This window comes from Streptomyces jumonjinensis (assembly GCF_009600885.1).
Lineage (GTDB): Bacteria > Actinomycetota > Actinomycetes > Streptomycetales > Streptomycetaceae > Streptomyces > Streptomyces jumonjinensis.
Genome location: NZ_VCLA01000178.1, coordinates 57,377 through 76,206, shown reverse-complemented (window position 1 = coordinate 76,206; position 18,830 = coordinate 57,377). Strand labels below are relative to the sequence as shown.

The window sequence follows — 18,830 nt, the reverse complement described above, 5'->3', positions numbered from 1 at the left end:
GTCGCCGAGTACGCGGCGGCCCGGCTCGACGAAGCCGACGGCGAGCGCACCACCGCCGAACGCCGCCATCTCACCGTCTACCGGGAGCTGTTCCGGGGCGGCGACGCGGAGCTGCGCGGCCCGCGCCAGGCCGAGTGGACGGCCCGCTTCGAGACCGAGCACGACAACGCGCGCACCGCCCTGCGTACGGCCGTACGGCTGGGCGACGAGCAGGAGGGCCTCTGTCTCGTACTCTCCATGAGCTGGTTCTGGCAGCAGCGCGGCGACCAGGCCGACGCCCGGGTCTGGGCGTCGGCGGCGGGCGCCCTGGGCCCCGATCCGTTCGCGGCTCCCCTCCGGCCCGCCGGGCCGCTGCCCGGCCGCTGCACGGACACGCCGCCGCCGTGGTCCGGCGAACGGCTGTGGGAGGCCCGGCGCGGAGTGCGGCTGATCGTGCTGGCGAGCGCGGGAATCGAGGACACGGCGCTCGACGGACGGCGGGAGGGGGAGACCCAGGACTATCTGCGCCGTATCGTCGCCGCCTACCGGCCGGGCCTGCCCCAGCTGCGCGGACAGCCCGGCTCGGTGTGGTTCTTCGCCCGGCTGATGACCGGGGGGCTGAACGGGCTGGCCGAGACCGCCGACGCCATGGTGGCGGCCTGCGACGACCCGGACGGCGACGGCGACGGAGGCTGGGAGCTGGCCTTCGCGCTGCTGATGCGCGCCAGACTCCGCCCGGGCGCCGGCGGCGACGCCGATCGCGCGTTGGCGCTCTTCGACCGGACGGGCGATCTCTGGGGGTATGCCGAAGCGCTGTCCGCGCGCGGGGAGGCGCATGAGCGGGAGGGCCGGTACGAGGAGGCGGCGGCCGACTACGAAGGCGCCCTGCGCGGTGCGGCCCGCGTCGGCGCGCACCGACAACTGCCCGTGTTCAAGGCCCGGCTGGCGTTTCTGCGGCTGAGAACCGCCGCCGACGACCAGGAGCGCGCACAGGCGGAGCGGCGGCTGCTCGACGTGGTCGAGGCGAGCGACGGCCATACGGTGGAGGTGGTCGGCACCGGGCGCATGCTGCTGGTCCGGCACTACGGCGCCACCGGCCGCACCGGCCCGGCGCGGGGCCAGCTGGCCCTGATGGAAGGGGAGCTGCATGAGACCGTCCCCGGTCTCTTCCGGGGGCTGCTCACCGGACTGGACGCCTGGCTGGACTGTCTGGACGGGCGGTGGGACCGCGCCCGCGCCGGTGTCCGGGCGGCGCTCGGCCATCTCGACGGCCTCGCCTATCTGGTCTCCCCGCAGCTGATCGCCGATCAGTTCCTCTGCGCGGCCTGGGCACTGGCCCATCCGGCGGACACGGCCGGCGACGGGGCACGGCTGCTGGGCGCGTACGACGCCGTGGAACGCCATCCGGGGGGCCTCGGCTTCCAGCCCTTCGACGACGAGCGGGAGGTCCGGCTGAGCGCGGAACGGGATCTGCGGGCCGCTCTCGGCGACCGCGCGTACGAGCGGGCGTACGAGGAGGGGCGCGGTCTGGCCCTGCGGGACGCCGCCGCGCTGATCTGACCTGCGGTACGGGGACGAGCGCGGCCGGCCTCACGAGGCGGCCCGGCCGGGTGGGCGCACCTCCGCCAACCGGGCGAAGACGACCACATTGCTGTCGTAACCGGCGCCCTCGGTGTAGCGCCCGCCGCAGGTGATCAGACGCAGCTCGGGCCCGGGCCCGTCCCGGTAGACCCGGTCGGCGGGAAAGCTCCTCAGCGGATGCGTCTCGACGCCGTAGACGGTGAACACGGCCGTTCGGCCGTCGTCCCGGAGGATCTCGATCCGGCTGTCCCGCCGGATCGAGCCGAGCGGATAGAAGACCGCCGGTCCCGTCGCGTCGTCGACATGGCCCACGATGACGGCCGTTCCGCGCTCCCCGGGGGCTGCGGCGTTCGCGTACCAGCCCGCCAGGTCGCCCTCGGTCTCCGGCGGGGCCTGGAGCCGGCCCCGCGCATCGAGCCCCACGCGCGTCAGCGGGGCGTTCACGCCGAGGGACGGGACGGCGATCCGCCGGGGCGGGGAGTGGGGGAGCGGGCCCGGCGCGGCCGGCGGCGTACCGGCGGCCGTCCGGGGCTGTGCCGCCACGGCGGCGACGGCGGGCCGGGGCGGCCCGCCGCTGCTTCCCTCCATCCCGGTACGGAGCAGGGACACCCCGAGCAGCAGCGCGGACAGCAGGGTGAACCAGGCGCTGTGCCGGGTCGCCGGATGCCCGGGGGGCCGGTGGAGCGGGTCCGGGTCAGACGCCATGACCGGCGCGACGGCGGTACAGCAGCACGGTCCCGCCGCCGACCGCGCCGGCGATCAGGGCGGAGCCGGCGGTGATCTGTACGGGACTCAGCCCGTCCAGGCTGCCCCCGGACCCCGCCCGCACCCCGCCGCCGGGCTTCAGGGGGTCGTCATGGCGTGCGGAGGGCAGCTCTCCGCCGCCGGATTCTCCGGGTCCCTGGGGCAGCTCCGGTACGTCTGGTAGGTCCGGCACATCTGGCACATCTGACACGTCCGGCACATCCGGTTCACCGGGCCCGACGGGCAGTTGCCCCGCGCCGGAGTCTTCGGTCCCTGCCGGGAGGCCGTCCGCGCCGGACTCGTCCGCCGCCGCAGGCAGCTGCCGCGCGGCTGCGGACTCCGCACCGCCGGACGCGTACTGCGGAGACTGCGGAGAGGCGCCGTCACCGGCCTCGCCCTGCCCGGACCCGGCCGTCCGCGGCGCGGACCCGTGCTCGCTCGCCGTCCGGGCGGCGGCATCCTGTCCGTCACCGGCGGGCACCCTGTCACCGGCGGACACCCCGCCGGGTGAGTCCACGTCGGCGAGCGCGCCCGGTGCGCCGAGAGCCAGCGCTGCGGCGGCGCCCACGAGGGCGAGGGACGCGGCATGTATGGCACGCATGGTCAGGTCTCCGATGGTAGGAAGTGCACCACAGCGAGACCGACGCTAGGAGGGGCCGGGGGGCGTCGCCACTCCTGGTGGGCCGAACGGCGGACCGTCGTCCGCCGGGACGGCGAGAGGTCCACCCCCCGCCATCCCTGCTCGGCCCTTCGGCGCGTCCCCGCTCGCTCACTCCTTGCGGTAGCCGTACGCCTCCGACGCCGCGGCCGTCACCGCGTCCAGATCGCCGCCCGCGGAGGCCGTCACCACCGCGGCCACCGCGCCCTCCAGAAAGGGAGCGTCCACCAGCCGGGTTCCCTCGGGGAGTTCGTCGCCCTCCGCGAGCAGGGACTTCACGGTGAGCACCGCGCTGCCGAGATCGACGAGCACGGCCACGCCCGCACCTGCGTCGACCGATTCGGCGGCCCGGGTGATCAGCTCGGAGCTGGTGCCCAGTCCGCCGTCCGGGGTGCCGCCGGCCGCCGCGACGGGCGCGGTCGTGCCGCCGCCCGCGAGCCCTCTGGCCAGCTCGGCGACGGCGGCGGCCACCTCGCGGCTGTGCGATACCAGGACGATCCCGACCTGTCCGTCCCCGCTCATGCGACCGCCTCCGCGAGCGCGGCGACGATCAGCGCGGACGAGGTCGCCCCCGGATCCTGATGCCCGATGCTCCGTTCGCCCAGGTAGCTGGCTCTTCCCTTGTGTGCCTGCATCGGGACCGTCGCGAGGGCCCCCTGCTCGGCGGCGTCCCGGGCCGCGGCGAACGAGTCGGTGGTGTCGCCGAGGGCGGCCACGGCCGGTTCGAGCGCGTCGAGCATCGTCTTGTCCCCGGCCTTCGCGCCGCCGAGCTGGGCGACGGCGGCCACGCCCATCCGCAGGGCCTCGGCCAGCTGCGCGGGCGTGACCTCGGCGACATCGCCGAGCGCCTTGCCGGTGCGCCGCAGCAGCGTCCCGTACAGCGGTCCGGACGCCCCGCCCACGCTGGAGATCAGCTGCCGCCCGGCCAGCATCAGTACGGCCCCTGGGGCGTTCGGCGACTCCTTCTCCAGTACGGCGGTGACGGCGGCGAACCCGCGCTGGAGGTTGCTGCCGTGGTCGGCGTCGCCGATCGCCGAGTCCAGCTCGGTCAGCCACTCGGCCTCACGGTCGACGAGTACGGCGCAGGAGGAGAGCCAGCGGCGGAAGAAGTCGGCGTCGAGCACATGAACTCCCTGTGATCGGTGGAACCGGTCGGCTCAGCGGCCCCAGCGGAGCGCGGCGGTCTGCACCGGAGCGTCCCACAGCCGCAGCAGTTCCTCATCTACCTGGCAGAGCGTGACCGAGCAGCCGGCCATGTCGAGCGAGGTCACATAGTTGCCGACGAGGGTACGGGCGACGGCCACCCCGCGCTCGGTGAGCGTCCGCTGGACCTCGGCGTTGAAACCGTAGAGCTCCAGCAGTGGAGTGGCCCCCATGCCGTTGACCAGCACCAGCACGGGACCGGCCGGCCGGCGGTCCTCCAGGACGGCGTTCACGACGAAGTCCGCGATCTCACGGGAGGTCATCATCGGACGCCGCTCCCGTCCGGGCTCGCCGTGGATGCCGATCCCCAACTCCAGCTCACCGGCCGGAAGGTCGAAGGTCGGGGTGCCCTTCGCCGGGGTGGTGACGGCGCTGAGGGCGACCCCGAAGCTCCGGGAGCTCTCATTGACCTGCCGGGCGATCGCCTCCACCCGCTCCAGGGGCGCGCCCGCCTCGGCGGCGGCCCCGGCGATCTTCTCGACGAAGAGCGTGGCCCCCGTACCGCGCCGGCCCGCGGTGAAGAGGCTGTCGGTGACCGCGACATCGTCATCGACCAGCACCTTCGCCAGCCGTACGCCTTCGTCCTCGGCGAGCTCGACGGCCATATCGAAGTTGAGCACATCGCCGGTGTAATTCTTGACGATGAACAGCACACCCTCGCCGCTGTCCACGGCGGCGGCGGCCCGCGCCATCTGATCGGGCACCGGGCTGGTGAACACCTCGCCCGGACAGGCGGCGGACAGCATCCCCGGCCCGACGAACCCCCCGTGCAGCGGCTCATGCCCCGACCCGCCTCCGGACACCAGCCCAACCATCCCGGCGACGGGAGCGTCCCGCCGGATGATGAGCCGGTTCTCCACATCGACGGTCAACTCGGGGTGCGCGGCGGCCATCCCCCGGAGGGCATCGGCGACGACGGTCTCCGGGACGTTGATCAACATCCTCATCGGTATCTCCTCGGCGGGTTGGCAAGTGGCTGTCTGAGTTGCGTTTATGCAGGTCGGAGTGGGAATAGGTGGTGGTCGGGGCGGTTTCCACGGGGGACAATGGGGCGGGCCTGACGCCGACTTTCCTGATATAATGTCAGGTTCATTTGACCAGATCCGGGTCTCCACGCGCGAACACCCGAACCGGTGTCAGACGGGCGGAGTCATGTGCGGGGACCGCCGTTGCGATCCTCGGCGGTCCGTTCGCTTCGGGGGGCACGCCCTCTCTGCGTCGTGTGATTCGGCCGTTCGCCTGACGAGCTCGGGGGGATGGCCCGGGCCGGCCTCGCGCGGGCCGTGGGACCCGTCGCCGCCCTCAGCGGTCGCGGCTGTGCGGCATTCCCCGCCCCGTCCTGGAGCGCGCATGAGACGGCGCAGCCCCTCCCGCCGGGCGGGAGGGGCTGCGCCGGAGCTCGGATCGTCAGTCGCAGTTCGCGCCCGTGACCGACGAGTCCCCGTTCGGGGCGTCGATCCGGGCGGCCCAGGAGAGGCACTTGTCCTTGGCGTTGGCCACCTTAACGGGACCCGCGTACTGGAGGTACATTCCACAGTCGTTGGGGCTGGTGGAATTACAAGGACCCGGGCTCGGCTTGGTGTCCATCCGGAGTTCCAGATAGTGCTTCTGGCCCACGTACTTCTTGGCGACGAGAACGCCGCAGTATGTTCCGCCGCCCGTGGTGGTGTAGTAAAGCTGGAAGTTCGCCCAGACGCCGGTCCCGGGACCGGTCACCGGCGTGGTCTGGACAAGGTTTCCGGTGCATCCGTAAGCGGCGACGGCGGCAGGGGCCGCCGAGGCCGTGGGGGCGACGCCCACCAGTCCGGCCGCGGCCAGGGCGCCACCGGTGAGAACACTCACCAATTTACGCATGAAAACCTCCATGTATATACGCCCGGAATAAGCGGATCCAGACGTGCAGAATCGTGCAATGGGAATATTCGGCGACCATGCGGCAGGGGTGCCTTGTGGGCAACCGGATATGAACCCTAGTCAGCGATCGATCATCGTGACAAGTGCATGGCGAGAATTCACCTTTATCGGCCTTCGCGCACCACGGATGGGCATTTAAGATACCCAAGCCTTCAAGGGGCACACTCTTTCTCCGTTATCACCGCGCATAATCCGGAACAACGCCCGAATAATCCCTTCGGGGGGATGGCCATCACTGCGTGATCACCCTCGCGCTTCAGGCTCGGCAAGGGCATTCCGTACGACCAGGGCGGCCCTTGCCTCGACCTGGACGGCCGCAACTGCCGTACGGAATGCTCCGGTTACGCCTCGATGGCCTGGCGTCTCGGCGTCGGCGCGACCCGGCTTCACCGGTGAGGACGGCCGTACGACGACGCGGCCCGGTCGGGTTCCGGGGCAGGCGCGGTCGCACGGTACTGCGGGCGGTCGCTCGCAGTGGGCCGCGGATGGAACGGCCACCAGATGGTCCGGCCGAGGAGTGCGGCCAGGGCGGGGACCAGCACCAGCGAGAGGACGAGCGCGGAGAGCATGATGCCGAGCGTCATCGCGAAGGCGACCTGTTCGCTTCCCGGAGTCGTGGCGAGCGTGGCGAAGGAGCCGGCCAGCACCAGCCCGGCCGTCGCGATGGCCGGTGTCGTGTGCCGTACCGCGCGGGCCACGGCGGCGCGGGCCGGGCCCGGTCGCTGCATCTCCTCCCGGATCCGGTCGGCGATCAGGATGTTGTAGTCGGTGCCCAGCGCCACGACGAACAGGAACAGCACCAGGGGGAGGGTGAAGTTGACGCCCGGCTTGCCGAGGGCGTGCTGGAACAGCAGCGTGGCGGCGCCGAGGGTGGCGGCGAAGCCGAGCCCGACGGAGAGCATCAGGACCACCGGTGCGAGCAGGCTGCGCAGGAGCAGCAGGAGGATCAGCGCGATCAGCGCGGCTGCGACCGGGAACACGATCCTGAGGTCGTGGCCGACGGCGGTCGAGACATCGGCGAAGATCGCCGCCGTCCCGCCCACGTGTGCCGTCATCCCGGCGGGAGTGTGCTGGGCGACCGTGGCCCGGATCGGTCCGGAGGCCAGGTCGCGGGCCTGCTGGCTCTGCGGGTCGGCGGTCGGGTAGAGGTCGATCCGGGCGGCGCGGTGGTCCTTGTTCAGGACGGTCCGTGCGACCTCGCCCACGCCGTCGACCTGGGTGAGCGCACGGGAGAGGCCGTCGAGTCCGACGGTGGTGAGGTCGCCGCCGTCCTCGGCGGTGACGAAGACGCTCGTCGGGTCCGACACTCCGGCCGGCAGCGTACGGGAGATCTCAGCCGCGGTGGCCGCGGCGGGAGTCCGGTCACCGGAGTCGCCCCGGCCGTAGTCCATGCGGATGCCGGTCAACCCGGCGGCCAGCGCGGCGAGCAGGGCGACGGAGGCGGCCAGCATCGTCAGCGGTCGTCGGGTGACCAGCTCGCCGAAGCGGGCGGCACGGCCGTCGCGCGGCTCGTGGCGCAGGGTTCGGGAAGGCCAGAACATCCTGCGCCCGGCAGCCGCGAGCAGCGCCGGCAGCAGGGTGAGGCTGCCGAGCAGCATCACCAGGACCGCGACGGCGATCGCGGGGCCCAGCGAACGGAACTGCCCGAAGGACGCGAGGCCCAGGGTGGCGAACGCGGCCACGATGGTCAGCGCCGCCGAGGCGATCGCGGCGCCCACCCGGCCGGAGACCTGCTCGGCCGCCTCGCGGGCGGGCTGCTCGGGCCGGTTGCGCAGATGCTCGCGGAAGCGGAACAGCAGGAAGAGCAGGTAGTCGATGCCGATGCCGAGCAGGACCACGTTGATCAGCTCCGGGGTGCCCGCGTCGAGCTTGCGCCCGGTGAGCAGCGCGGCGCCCGCGACGGCGCCGACCGCCACGCCGCCGATCACAGTGACCGCGAGCAGCGGCAGCAGGGCCGCCAGCGCACTGCGGAACACCAGCACGTTGAGCAGGATGATGAACCCCATCACGAGGGCGCTGCCGACCTTCGCGGCGGTCTCGTGGGAATCGGTGGTGTCGACGGTGTCGGCGAGCCCTCCGGTGAAACCGGTGCGCATCCCCGCCTCGGAGAACTGCGTCCGGGCGGCGTCCCGGAAGGCCCGGTAGACGCCCTGGACCCCCTTGTCCGCGGGATTCCCGATCAGCTGGACGGAGAGCAGTTCGAAACTCCGGTCGGGCGCCGTCATCGACGGGGCGATCCGGGGCGTCTGGGAGCGGTCCGGGACCATGAACTCCGGGAGGTCGTCCTCCCTGGGCATGATCACCCGGCGCTTGGCCAGCTTCGCCGCCTCGGCCTCGACCCGCTTCCGGTCGGCGGCGCCGAGGGCCTTGCCGTCGGCGCGGGCGACCAGCACCGTCACCGTGGTGGCGTCGGGGTTCTCCCCGAAGTGCTCCTGGGCGATGTGCAGCGCGGCGGCCGAGTCGTAGCTGCGGGGCAGGAAGTCCCCGGTCTGGTGCTGGGTGACGCGGGCGATCAGCGTCGGGGCCAGGGCGCTCAGTGCGACACCCAGCAGTACCCAGAGGGCGATGACCTTCCACGGGTGTCTGGTGGAGTATCCGGTCAGGGCGCGGATCACGATGTCCTCCGGCGGACGGACTTGAATGCGGCGTCTTGCCGGGGGCTCCCGGCCGGTCTCCAGACCATCACTCCGAGGGGCCGGCGAGCGTCATGGCAGCGGATGATCCGGACCGGGGACCTGGGTCCTTCCCCCGGCCCGTGACCAGGACCCTGGTCCTGGTCCTGGTCACGGGCCCGGTCCCGACGCAGGACCCTGTCCCGGTCACGGTCCGCGCCCCGGACAGGGGCTGCGAACTGCCGCCGGTGCTGCCGCTGTAGCCGCTGTGCAACCCTGTCCCGGAGGGCCGGGAGGCCGGACACAGGGAGAACAGACATGCCCAGGAGCCGACACATCGGGCCCGGCGATGCCCAGGAGCCGCCGCACATCGACGGCGCCGAGCCGCCGTGGTCCCGTAACGACGCACTCGTGACCGGCGGGGCCTGCGCGCTGAACCTGCTCAGCTACGTGTTCTTCAACGACCCCGACGGCCGGCACGACGTGAGCGTGGCCGGATTCCTCCTTGTCGCACTGGCAGCCGTGCCGCTGCTCGCCCGGCGCAGCCACCCGGCAGCGGCGCTCGCCGCCGTACTGGCACTCGATGCGACGGCCGCCCTGACCGTACCGCTGCCCAGCCACTTCGGGGCCGTCCTGGTGGTCGCCCTGTACTCGGTCGCCAGGGCCTGCCCCGGCCGGGTGACGGCGGTCGCTGCCGTCGCGACGGTGTCGCTGACACTGCTGAGCCAGAGCAACGGCCGGATTCCGCCCTGGGAGCAAGCCGTCTCCTCGCCCCTCTCCACCCTCATCGTCGTCGGCGCCGCCATGGCAGTGAACCGCTGGCAGCAGGAGGTGACGGCCAACCGCAGACTCCTCGCCGACCGCGCGGTGGCTGACGAACGCCGCCGCATCGCACGGGAGTTGCACGACATCGTGGCCCACCACATCACCACCATGCAGCTGATGGCCGGTGGAGCCCGGGCCAACATCGCCGAGCCGGAGGTGGTCCGGGACGCCCTGGTCACCCTGGAGTCCTCCGGGAGGCTCGCGCTGCGCGAGATGCGCCAGCTCCTCGACGTGCTGCGGGCCGGCGACGAACCGGAGGCCGCGCCGTCGCTGCCCCAGCCCGGCGTCGACGACCTCGACCGCTTGGTGGCCGAGTCCCGCCGTGCCGGACTGCCGACCGAGTTCACCGTCCACGGGCCGCGGCGTCCGCTGCCGCCGACCGTCGGTCTCACGGTGTTCAGGATCGCCCAGGAGGCCCTCACCAACGCCCGTAAATACGCGGGGCCCGCCCGCGCGTCCGTACAGCTGACGTACCGCCAGGAGGGGGTCACCGTCGAGGTGCGGGACGACGGCGGGGGCACACCGCCGCAGGAGGGGGCGCCGGCGGTGGGTTCGGGCGGTTACGGCCTCATCGGCATGCGCGAGCGCGTCGCCCTGCACGGCGGCGCCCTCACCGTCGGCCCGCAGGCCGATGGGGGGTTCGCCGTGGTGGCCGACCTGCCGCATCCCGGAGACGACGCGGCCGACGCGGCCGACGCGACCGAGGCGGCCGTCCAGCACGCGGGGGCACGCCGATGACCGGGACCGGGACGACACCCGCGCCGAGGATCAGGGTGCTGATCGTGGACGACCAGCCGCTGGTCCGGCGCGGCCTGTCGCTGATCCTCTCCCCCGACCCGTCCTTCGAGGTGGTGGGCGAGGCCGAGAACGGCGCGCAGGCCGTCGCCCTCGCCCGCCGACTGCTCCCCGACGTCGTGGTGATGGACATCCGGATGCCTGTCCTCGACGGGGTCGGTGCGACCGGGGAACTCGCCGCCGCCGTGCCCGGCTGCCGGGTCCTGGCCCTCAGCACCTTCGACGTGGACGAGTACGTCGTGGGCGCCCTGCGCGCCGGAGCCTACGGGTTCCTGCCCAAGGACAGCTCCCCGGAGGACCTGAGCGCGGCGATCCGCACCGTCCACGCCGGCGAGGCCGTCGTCGCGCCCCGCCTGCTCACCCGGCTGATCTCCACCTATGTACGGGCGCCGGGCGGTGCGCGGCCGGCCCCCACCGGGCTGGGCGAACTCACCCCCCGCGAGGTCGAGGTGTGGCATCTGATGGCCACCGGCCTCGACAACACCGCGATCTCCCGCGCCCTGGACATCAGCCTCTCCACGGTCAAGAACTACATCACCAGCATCTTCGACAAGCTCGCCGTCCGCGACCGCGCCCAAGCGGTCATCGCGGCCTATGAATCGGGCCTGGTCACCGCCCGCACGACAGCCGGGGACCCGCCCGGCGACAGGCAGACCGGATAGCGGGGGCCGGTGCGCTCACCTCCCCGCCGCGAAGGCGGTGCTCCGCGGTCGGCCCGGGGCGGGCCGGTCGGTGACGAAGTAGGTCGCTCCGGCCGCGAAGGGCCTGCGGGAGGGTCTGCGGGAGGGCCTGCGGAAGGGCGGAAGGGACGGCGGAAGGGACGGCGGTCACCCGGTCAGGGGCCGGGCGGCGGCGAGATCTGCCGCATGAGGGTGATCATGTCCGGGGCCACCCATTCTTCCGCGATCTTTTCGCCTTCGAGGCGGTAGAGCTCGACGCTGCGGAAGCTGACCGGCCGGTGCGTCGCGGCCACGCCCTGGAAAGTGCCCTGGTGCGTACCGCGGAAGTGGACGCGTACCGCCACCTTGTCGCCGGCGCCGAACATGTCCTCGACGGTGATCTGGAGGTCGGGGAAGCCTTCGAGCATGGCCTGAGTGCCCAGCTTCCAGATCTCCCGCCCGTGCAGTGGGCCGGGCGCCCCGGGGAGGTTGGCGATGAAGTTCTCCGTCAGCAGCTCGACGCACGCGTCGAGGTCGCGGTTCCGCAGATTCTGGTAGGCGGTGCGCAGCAGGGCCATGCTCTTCTCGGCGGCGGTGTTCATCAGGTGTCCTTTCTTCGGGGGATTCAGGTGAGCGCGGGCGGGCGGAGGGCTCCGACCAGCGCGCGCGGGTCGTCGGCGTGGAAGCGGATGGTCTGGGCCTCTTCTGTGCGGCCGAGGGGGCGGGTGAAGACGAGGGGGCGGGTCAGTTCCAGGCGTACTGTGGTCTGACCGGCCACGATGAGATCGAGCACGCCCTCATCGGAGAGCGTCATGAGCCTGCCGTGCGGGTAGCGGCGGTCGACCCGGACGGAGGCGACCGCGTCCGCCGGGACGGCGAGGTCGAAGAGGGCTCCGTAGCGGATCCGCAGGGAGCCGTCGGGGCGCACCACATGCGGCCGGGTGACGCAGGCGGCGTGCGTGCCCAGCACCATCAGGACCCCGTACACATCGAGGACGAGCACGATCCAGTGGACGACGGGCCACGGGATCAGGAATGCCAGGGCGACCGTCTCGATCACCGAGACGAAGGTCAGTCCGTATATGAGCGCTGTCTGGGGACCGGTGTATCCGGCGGCGTGATCCCCCGGGCGCACGCCGTGCTTCCGACGCGCGGCCCACCGGCTGAGGGAGGCGGCGACACGCAGCTCGTGCGCCAAGAGCCGACGTACCCGTACCGGGACGACGGCACGGACAGCGGCCCGTAGGGCGGACAGCGCGCCAAGGCCCTCGGCACGCCGGCTCGCGTACAGCGAGCGCAGCACCCATGCCTCCAGCGCGAGGGCGGCGAGCGCCACGGCCGCGGCGGACGCGGTCGCCCACTCCGGCGGTCGTACCCCTGCCGTCAGGCACACCGCCCACGCCAGCTCCCCCGGGATGACGGCACCGGCCACGATCCGCGCCGCCCGCACCCCGCGAACGTCCCCGGCCCCGCTCATCCCCGGCTCCTCCGCATGAACGCCTCCATGACCCTGCGTACGACCTCCGCCTGCGCGGGGGCGTACTCCGCGAGCAGCGCCTCCTGGAATCCGGCGATGACCCGCCCCTCGGCCGGGACCGCCGCGAACACCTCGTCGGGGACGGCTGCCACCAGCTCGGCGGCCAGCGCCGGGATCCGCGGATCGTCTGTCGGGGCCTCGGCGAGCGCGTCGAGGCGTTCGTACAGTGCGAGCAGCGCCGGGTCCGCCGCCAGCGGTCCGAGCACGGCGTAGAGTTCCCGGCCGCCGGAGCCCGGGGCGTCGAGCAGCGTCAGATGCTCCCGGTCCTTCATGGCGGCGGGCGAGGCCGTGGGCGGCGCCTTCGCGAGGAGCGCGGCGAGTGCGGGGGACAGCTGTTCGGTCTCCCCCGGACCGGCGGCCCGCAGCACCGCGAGCCGCCGGCGGCGCTCCCCGATCCCGGCCTCCTGCCGCGCGAGGTCGGCGTCCAGCTCCTCCAGTACGTCAGCGAGGTCGCGCCCCGCGTCGTCCGCGAGGACGTCCCGCACCTCGTCGAGGCTGAGCCCCAGCTCGGTCAGCCGGCGCACGCGGGACAACAGGACAGCGTCGCGGACGCTGTAGGCCCGGTAGCCGTTGGGGCGCCGCTCCGGTTCCGGGAGCAGCCCGACCTGGTGGTAGTGCCGGATCGCCCGGGTCGTGACCCCGACGAGCGCGGCGATCTCTCCGATCCGCATGGCCTCAGTAGAAACCCTGCCGTCGCGGCAAGGTCAAGCGCCGGATGTGTGGTGGGCCGGCCAGGTAAGCGCAGCCTCACAAGCGCGGCGCGCGCTCACGATCAGCCCCCTGCCGGCGATGTTCCGGACGGCGGATGCGGACCAGTCGGCTCCGCATCCGCCGTACCGCCTTCACCAAGAAGACCGGGCCGAGGCCGACCGAACGCGGTGAGCTCCCGCGGCAACCCCTTGTGTCAGGTGTCAGGGCCTGTCGAGGAAGTCCAGCAGCGCCTTGTTGAGCGCGGCGGCCCGGGTGAACGGCAGGCCGTGGTGCGAGACGCCGGGGAGTACGGCGGTCTCGGCATGGGGCAGGCACCGCCGCGCCGCCGCTTCGACGCGCCGGACGTCATGCGCCCTGCTCTCCCCGGCGAGCAGCACCAGAGCCGGGGTGGCCGAGTCCCGCAGCCGCCGGGGCCCGGGTCGGCTGCCCGTGACGATCTTCGTACGGGGGAACTCGGCGGCGAGCCCGTAAAGGTCCAGCCACGCGGGGTCGGTCTCCGCGCCCCGGGTCTCCCAGGCGAGGAGCGCACGGGCCCGCCGGGCGGTGGGCCGGATGAGCACCGGAAGGGCGCGCAGCAGATATCCGGGGCTGAACCCGGCGAAGCACTGGGTGGGATCGAGGAGAGCGAGCCTGCGGACCCGCCGCGGCGTGCGCAGGGCGAAGGAGAGGGCGATCCATCCGCCGTAGGAGTGCCCGCACAGGTCGGCGCGGTCCAGGCCCAGTCCGTCGAGCACCCCGTCCAGCCAGTCGAGAAGGTCGTCGGCGGTGCGGATGGGGCGGTCCCCGCACCGGCTGCGGCCCGCCTCGCCGATCCGGTCGACGGCGTAGACGCGCCGGGTGCGGCTCAGCTCCGCCGCGTTGGCGAACCACACCGCCGAGGTGGCGCCGCCGCCGTGCAGCAGCACCAGCGGTTCCCCGTCCGAGGGGCCGCACGCAGTGACCCGGGTCGTGCCGTACGCCGAGGTCAGCTCCAGCCGGTCGACGGTGACGGGCCAGCGGTCCAGGACGGCGTCGTACGCCGCCAGAAAGCGAGTCAGGTCCTCTGCCATGGGTCGCCCCCGGGAGATGGGTTGCTGAGCGAGTATCTGATTCAATGAGCTGAACGTGCGCGAGGCCGTCCCCGCACAGCGCGATTCAGCGGCCCCCGGTGATCCGCCGGTGATCCGCCGGCGGCCCGGCAGGGCCCCGGCTACCGGTCGGCCGACGCGGGCAGCAGCCCGTCCGCGACCAAGCCGGAGCGTACGGCTTCGCCGAGGGCCTGGACGGCGGACTGGGGCCGGACCATCACCGTGAACTCCTTGATGCGCCCGTCGTCGTCGAAGTGCAGCAGATCGATGCCGTGGATGTCCCGCCCGCCGGCCCGGGCGCGGAACAGCAGCACCGCCGAAGGGGCGGACGCGCCGTCGCCGCTGGTCTGCGCGGCGCCGGTGTACTCCCCGATGTAGCGGAAGTCCTCGAACGTACGCAGGAGGACGCCGAAGAGGCCCAGCACCAGCGGCTTGCCCTCGAACGGGGCGAACTTCACCGGGCTGTAGAAGCGGATGTCGTCGGTGAACAGATCGTCCAGAGCCGCGAGGTCGCGGTTGTCGACGGCGGCGCGGAAGCGGTCTGCGGTGGCCATGGCCCACCCCTTCGCACAGTCAGGAATATGACTAATCATTTTCATGACTATCATGCGGGATGCGTACGGCGACAGAGGGCTGAAGGAGTCGATCCCATGGCACTACGGCATGCCGTGCTGGCGGCGCTGCTCGACGAAGAGCTCAGCGGCTACCAACTGGCCAAAGCGTTCGACCTCGGCGTGGCGAACTTCTGGCACGCCCAGCCGCAGCAGCTCTACGCCGAGCTGACCCGGCTGGAGAGGGAGAGCCTCATCGCGGGCCGGGAGGTCAGACAGGAGAACCGTCCCGCCAAACGCCTGTTCCGTGTCACCGATGCCGGACTCGCGGAGCTGGCGCGCTTCACATCCGCCTCCGCGAAGCCTTCCTTCATCCGCGACGACCTGCTCGTCAAGGTCCAGGCCGCCGACCATGTCGACACCGGGACCCTGATCGAGCAGCTCACCGAGCGAGCCGCCTTCGCCCACGCCAAGGTCGAACTCTTCGGCGAGCTGCTGCGCACCATGCGAGGCGACCGTACGGAGGAGGAGTTCCTGCGCCACAGCGACCGTATCGGCCCGTATCTGACCTGCGCCCGCGGCCTGGCCTTCGAGAAGGGCAACGGGGACTGGTGCGAGCGCGCGATCACGGTCCTGCGGGAGAGGGGCGAGACCCGTGCCCGGCGCTGACACGGGGTACGCGCGCTGTGTCGCCCTGGGTGAAACGCCCCCGCCTCCGGCCCGTGCCGTGCCGCGCCGCGACATCTGAGCGGGCGGGTCCCGGAGAAGCCGCGCCCGGGACGGCGGCCGGGAGCGGGAGAGCGGCCGGCAGCCGTTCGGCTGCCGGCCGCTCTCCCGTCATCTGCCCGCCCGCCGGGCCGCGGTCAGACCGCCGGGGCCGGGTACGTCGGGTACTCCACCCCGGAGACGTACTGGACCACGCGGACGACCTGGCAGGAGTAGCCGAACTCGTTGTCGTACCAGAGGTAGAGGATCGCGTTGTCGCCCTCGACCTTGGTGGCTCCGGCGTCCACGATCGCGGCGTGGCGCGAGCCGATGAAGTCGCTGGAGACCGCGTCGGGGGCGCTGATGAAGTCGATCTGGCGCTTGAGCGGCGAGGTCAGCGACACCTCGCGGAGGTGGTCGAGGACCTCCTCGCGGGTGGCCTCGCGTCCGAGCTGGAGGCTGAGGATCGCGATCGAGACATCCGGCACCGGGACGCGGATCGAGCTGCCGGTGATACGCGCGTTGAGATCCGGCAGCGCCTTGGCGACGGCGGAGGCGGCGCCGGTCTCGGTGATGACCATGTTGAGCGGCGCGGAGCGGCCACGGCGGTCGGAGCTGTGGTAGTTGTCCAGCAGATTCTGGTCGTTGGTGAACGAGTGGACGGTCTCCACATGCCCGCGCAGGACGCCGTACTCGTCCGCCATCGCCTTCAGCGGCGGGACGATCGCGTTGGTGGTGCAGGACGCGCAGGACAGGATCTGCTCGTCCGGCTTGATCGAGTCGTGGTTGACGCCATGGACGATGTTGGGGACGTCGCCCTTGCCCGGCGCGGTCAGGACGACCTTGTCGATGCCGGGGCGGAGGTGCTTCGACAGACCCTCGCGGTCGCGCCACTTGCCGGTGTTGTCGATGAGGATGGCGTCCTTGATGCCGTACGCCGTGTAGTCCACCGACGTCGGGTCGTCGGAGTAGATCACCGTGATCTCGTGGCCGTTGGCGATGATCCTGCTGTTCGCCTCGTCGACGGTGATCGTCCCGTTGAACTGGCCGTGGATGGAGTCCCGGCGCAGCAGCGAGGCGCGCTTGACGATGTCCTGGCCTGCGCCCTTGCGGACGACGATGGCGCGCAGCCGCAGCCCGTTGCCGGATCCGGCCTTCTCGATGAGCAGGCGGGCGAGGAGGCGGCCGATGCGGCCGAAGCCGTAGAGGACCACATCGCGCGGCTCGCGGCGCTCGATCTTGTTGGCGCCCGTGGCCCCGGCGACGGCCTCGGCGGTGAACTCGTGCACCGAGAGACCGCGGTCGTCGGTCCTGTACGTCGTGGCGAGCATGCCGATGTCGATCTGGGAGGGGCCGAGATCGAGCGTGGTGAGCGCCTGGAGGAAGGGCAGCGTCTCGGTGACCGAGAGCTCTCCGCCGGCGAACTGCCGGGCGAATCGGTGGGTCTTGAGGATGCTGACCACCGACTTGTTCACCAGGGAGCGGCTGTGCAGCAGGACGGTGACGTCCTGCTCCCGGTGCAGCTTCCCGATGATCGGGATCATCGATTCCGCGATCTCCTCGCGGTTCTTCCAGTTGGTGAACGAGTCCTCGTTGACAGTCACAGATTTCTCTTTCGAGCTAGACGGCGCTCATATGCTAACCCGCTACTTTGATCATGCAAGGGGCACACCTGAGCGGGATGCCGTGATTCGGACCTCATGGCCACGGCGAGAAGACGCGAGGCCGCCGCGTGTGCCGCGCCTGCTCGGCCGCTCCCGGACCCTGCTCGACTCCGCCCCGGTGGGGGTGGAAGGGGGTGAACCCAGAGGTACGAGCGCCGTGGGGCGAGCGTTCCGCTGGGGTCGGGTCACGACGGTGTGACCCGGCCGCCCGGCGGGCGGCTTCACCGTCGATCCTGCCGGATGCCGCTCTTCGCGGGGTCTCTTCCTTTGATCGGATCGCTGGTGTGAAGGGGGGGTTCTTGGTGCCCGATGGAGTTTTCATTCTCATCGGGACGGGTACTGGAGAACGCTCCCCGCTGCCATAAGCCCAGAGCCGGTTTCCGCCGACCGAATCGCCTCCGTCGAAACAGAAGTGATCGAGGTGGTTCCTCTGGGTGCCCGGCCCAGCGGCGCACAGGTCGTGAGCGGGCCGGAGCGCCGAAGCGCCGTGCCGACGCGGAGACTTGACCGTGCCGGAGCCCGGCTGACGGTCCACGCCGGCCTGGCCGCAGGAGGCGGTGCCGGTCATGGCGCGGGCGGCGGCGAATCAGACGGCTTCCCTGAATTCCCATCTGCATCGAGCGAAAGCGTTGTCTGCTGTATGCGCTTTCCCTCGCCTCTCCGGGCGTATGTATCGGGGGCGGCCTTATCGGCGTCGAGTGCCATGAACAAGCGATTTCCCTCCGCGACGCAGAATCGCCCTCAATGCGATTTCAGCGAAATTCATCTCGCGGACTCCGCGCGACGCGCTGTACCGCGCGGCCGAAGCCTCATCCGCGTTCGCGGAGGTACGCCTCCAGTTCGGCGGCCCCGGTCAGCATCGCCCGCCCGCGGGCGGACAGCCGGCCGTGCCAGTCGCCGAGCGCGGCCTCCAGCGGCTCCAGCCCGCCGGCCGCCCGCACCTGGGCGATCAGCGGAGCGATCTGCTCCAGCAGATAGCCGCCCCGTCTGAGCTGGTGGGCCAGCCGGGCGTCCCGTACATCGGCCTCGTCGTAGACGCGGTACCCGGTCGACGGGTCGCGGCGCGGGCGCACCAGTCCGGCGCGCTCCCATGCGCGCAGCGTCGCGGGCCGGATTCCGAGCGCCCCTGCCAGCGGCCCGATGAACGTGCCGCCGGGCCCGGACACGGCCGCGCCCACAGCCGAGACCACCGCCGCGTCGGACGCGGACGCCGTGAGGGGCGTCAGATCGCGGAGGGCGCTCTCCACGGCCTGGAGCGTCCGCCGGTCGTCGAGCAGCTGGGCGTGGCTCTCGTCGATGAGGCGGAACGCCTCATCGACCGCGCCCTGGTTCACGGCCCGCATGATCGACGACGCCGTCCGGTGACCGTGGCCGGGCACCAGGGCGAGGAACGCCCCCAGGGCCCGCGCGTGCAGCGGGGTATAGGCGCGGTAACCGTGGGGTGTGCGACCGGCGGCCGGAAGGATGCCGGCCTCCTCGTAGTTCCTGACGGCCTGTGTGGACAGACCGTGCCAGCGCGCCAGGTCGATCGGCCTGAGCTGCCTGCTGGTTTGAAGGTTTCGTCCCACAAGCCCGACGATATCGGGGAAAAGTCTCAACCGAAACTTCAACGATACCGTTGAACG

17 protein-coding genes and 1 pseudogene are annotated in these 18,830 nt (G+C 72.0%); 4 read left to right on the top strand and 14 right to left on the bottom strand.

From position 1 onward, the window contains the following. Positions 1–1,539: pseudogene (locus tag FF041_RS27405) on the top strand (AfsR family transcriptional regulator); the annotation flags it as partial. Positions 1,540–1,569: 30 nt separating this feature from the next. On the opposite strand, the gene FF041_RS27400 reads toward FF041_RS27405, so the two are convergent. The 7 genes from FF041_RS27400 to FF041_RS27370 form a co-directional block, all read right to left on the bottom strand. Then, complete coding sequence (locus tag FF041_RS27400) at positions 1,570–2,265, bottom strand: class F sortase (RefSeq protein ID WP_153525322.1); 696 nt, start codon at positions 2,263–2,265, stop codon at positions 1,570–1,572. Beyond that, the gene (locus FF041_RS27395; protein WP_153525321.1) at positions 2,255–2,905 is read right to left on the bottom strand and encodes an ICP22 family protein; all 651 of its coding nucleotides are present in this window, start codon (positions 2,903–2,905) and stop codon (positions 2,255–2,257) included. The genes FF041_RS27400 and FF041_RS27395 overlap by 11 nt, the downstream gene beginning before the upstream one ends. Before the next feature lie 168 nt (positions 2,906–3,073). Further along, positions 3,074–3,484: a PTS-dependent dihydroxyacetone kinase phosphotransferase subunit DhaM gene (locus FF041_RS27390; protein ID WP_153525320.1), complete on the bottom strand. Its 411-nt coding sequence runs from the start codon at positions 3,482–3,484 to the stop codon at positions 3,074–3,076. Continuing rightward, positions 3,481–4,086 (bottom strand): dihydroxyacetone kinase subunit DhaL, encoded by a 606-nt coding sequence (dhaL, locus tag FF041_RS27385; protein ID WP_323371570.1) that lies wholly within the window; start codon positions 4,084–4,086, stop codon positions 3,481–3,483. Before dhaL ends, FF041_RS27390 begins: the two co-directional genes overlap by 4 nt. A gap of 33 nt (positions 4,087–4,119) precedes the next feature. After that, positions 4,120–5,112: a dihydroxyacetone kinase subunit DhaK gene (gene dhaK, locus FF041_RS27380; protein WP_153525319.1), complete on the bottom strand. Its 993-nt coding sequence runs from the start codon at positions 5,110–5,112 to the stop codon at positions 4,120–4,122. 460 nt (positions 5,113–5,572) lie between these two features. Next, positions 5,573–6,019: a hypothetical protein gene (locus FF041_RS27375; protein ID WP_153525318.1), complete on the bottom strand. Its 447-nt coding sequence runs from the start codon at positions 6,017–6,019 to the stop codon at positions 5,573–5,575. Between the two features lie 446 nt (positions 6,020–6,465). After that, a complete protein-coding gene (locus FF041_RS27370) occupies positions 6,466–8,694 on the bottom strand; it encodes an MMPL family transporter (protein ID WP_323392863.1) in 2,229 nt (742 codons plus the stop codon). A 315-nt stretch (positions 8,695–9,009) separates the two neighbouring features. Between FF041_RS27370 and FF041_RS27365 the strand changes: the two genes are divergently transcribed. Continuing rightward, positions 9,010–10,254 (top strand): sensor histidine kinase, encoded by a 1,245-nt coding sequence (locus tag FF041_RS27365; protein WP_153525316.1) that lies wholly within the window; start codon positions 9,010–9,012, stop codon positions 10,252–10,254. After that, a complete protein-coding gene (locus FF041_RS27360) occupies positions 10,251–10,973 on the top strand; it encodes a response regulator (RefSeq protein ID WP_153483191.1) in 723 nt (240 codons plus the stop codon). The genes FF041_RS27365 and FF041_RS27360 overlap by 4 nt, the downstream gene beginning before the upstream one ends. Before the next feature lie 173 nt (positions 10,974–11,146). On the opposite strand, the gene FF041_RS27355 is transcribed toward FF041_RS27360, so the two are convergent. The 5 genes from FF041_RS27355 to FF041_RS27335 form a co-directional block, all read right to left on the bottom strand. Beyond that, positions 11,147–11,572, bottom strand: coding sequence for an ester cyclase (locus tag FF041_RS27355; RefSeq protein ID WP_153525315.1), 426 nt, complete (start codon positions 11,570–11,572; stop codon positions 11,147–11,149). 23 nt (positions 11,573–11,595) lie between these two features. Next, a complete protein-coding gene (locus tag FF041_RS27350) occupies positions 11,596–12,447 on the bottom strand; it encodes a hypothetical protein (protein WP_153525314.1) in 852 nt (283 codons plus the stop codon). Continuing rightward, a complete protein-coding gene (locus tag FF041_RS27345) occupies positions 12,444–13,178 on the bottom strand; it encodes a MerR family transcriptional regulator (RefSeq protein ID WP_153525313.1) in 735 nt (244 codons plus the stop codon). The genes FF041_RS27350 and FF041_RS27345 overlap by 4 nt, the downstream gene beginning before the upstream one ends. A gap of 240 nt (positions 13,179–13,418) precedes the next feature. After that, complete coding sequence (locus tag FF041_RS27340; RefSeq protein WP_153525312.1) at positions 13,419–14,267, bottom strand: alpha/beta fold hydrolase; 849 nt, start codon at positions 14,265–14,267, stop codon at positions 13,419–13,421. A 140-nt stretch (positions 14,268–14,407) separates the two neighbouring features. After that, a complete protein-coding gene (locus FF041_RS27335) occupies positions 14,408–14,839 on the bottom strand; it encodes a nuclear transport factor 2 family protein (RefSeq protein ID WP_153525311.1) in 432 nt (143 codons plus the stop codon). A 96-nt stretch (positions 14,840–14,935) separates the two neighbouring features. Between FF041_RS27335 and FF041_RS27330 the strand changes: the two genes are divergently transcribed. After that, a complete protein-coding gene (locus FF041_RS27330) occupies positions 14,936–15,505 on the top strand; it encodes a PadR family transcriptional regulator (RefSeq protein ID WP_153483198.1) in 570 nt (189 codons plus the stop codon). 194 nt (positions 15,506–15,699) lie between these two features. Here FF041_RS27330 and FF041_RS27325 read toward each other — a convergent pair whose 3' ends face one another. After that, positions 15,700–17,145, bottom strand: a complete 1,446-nt coding sequence (locus FF041_RS27325) for a glyceraldehyde-3-phosphate dehydrogenase (protein ID WP_323392860.1) — start codon at positions 17,143–17,145, stop codon at positions 15,700–15,702. A gap of 869 nt (positions 17,146–18,014) precedes the next feature. Beyond that, the gene (locus FF041_RS27320) at positions 18,015–18,773 is read right to left on the bottom strand and encodes a TioE family transcriptional regulator (protein ID WP_323392858.1); all 759 of its coding nucleotides are present in this window, start codon (positions 18,771–18,773) and stop codon (positions 18,015–18,017) included. Between the last annotated feature and the right edge of the window lie 57 nt (positions 18,774–18,830).

Coding starts and splice junctions, on each gene's coding strand:
- FF041_RS27400 (WP_153525322.1), bottom strand. CDS start 2,265: ATGGCGTCTGACCCGGACCCGCTCCACCGGCCCCCCGGGCATCCGGCG.
- FF041_RS27395 (WP_153525321.1), bottom strand. CDS start 2,905: ATGCGTGCCATACATGCCGCGTCCCTCGCCCTCGTGGGCGCCGCCGCA.
- FF041_RS27390 (WP_153525320.1), bottom strand. CDS start 3,484: ATGAGCGGGGACGGACAGGTCGGGATCGTCCTGGTATCGCACAGCCGC.
- dhaK (WP_153525319.1), bottom strand. CDS start 5,112: ATGAGGATGTTGATCAACGTCCCGGAGACCGTCGTCGCCGATGCCCTC.
- FF041_RS27375 (WP_153525318.1), bottom strand. CDS start 6,019: ATGCGTAAATTGGTGAGTGTTCTCACCGGTGGCGCCCTGGCCGCGGCC.
- FF041_RS27365 (WP_153525316.1), top strand. CDS start 9,010: ATGCCCAGGAGCCGACACATCGGGCCCGGCGATGCCCAGGAGCCGCCG.
- FF041_RS27360 (WP_153483191.1), top strand. CDS start 10,251: ATGACCGGGACCGGGACGACACCCGCGCCGAGGATCAGGGTGCTGATC.
- FF041_RS27355 (WP_153525315.1), bottom strand. CDS start 11,572: ATGAACACCGCCGCCGAGAAGAGCATGGCCCTGCTGCGCACCGCCTAC.
- FF041_RS27350 (WP_153525314.1), bottom strand. CDS start 12,447: ATGAGCGGGGCCGGGGACGTTCGCGGGGTGCGGGCGGCGCGGATCGTG.
- FF041_RS27345 (WP_153525313.1), bottom strand. CDS start 13,178: ATGCGGATCGGAGAGATCGCCGCGCTCGTCGGGGTCACGACCCGGGCG.
- FF041_RS27340 (WP_153525312.1), bottom strand. CDS start 14,267: ATGGCAGAGGACCTGACTCGCTTTCTGGCGGCGTACGACGCCGTCCTG.
- FF041_RS27335 (WP_153525311.1), bottom strand. CDS start 14,839: ATGGCCACCGCAGACCGCTTCCGCGCCGCCGTCGACAACCGCGACCTC.
- FF041_RS27330 (WP_153483198.1), top strand. CDS start 14,936: ATGGCACTACGGCATGCCGTGCTGGCGGCGCTGCTCGACGAAGAGCTC.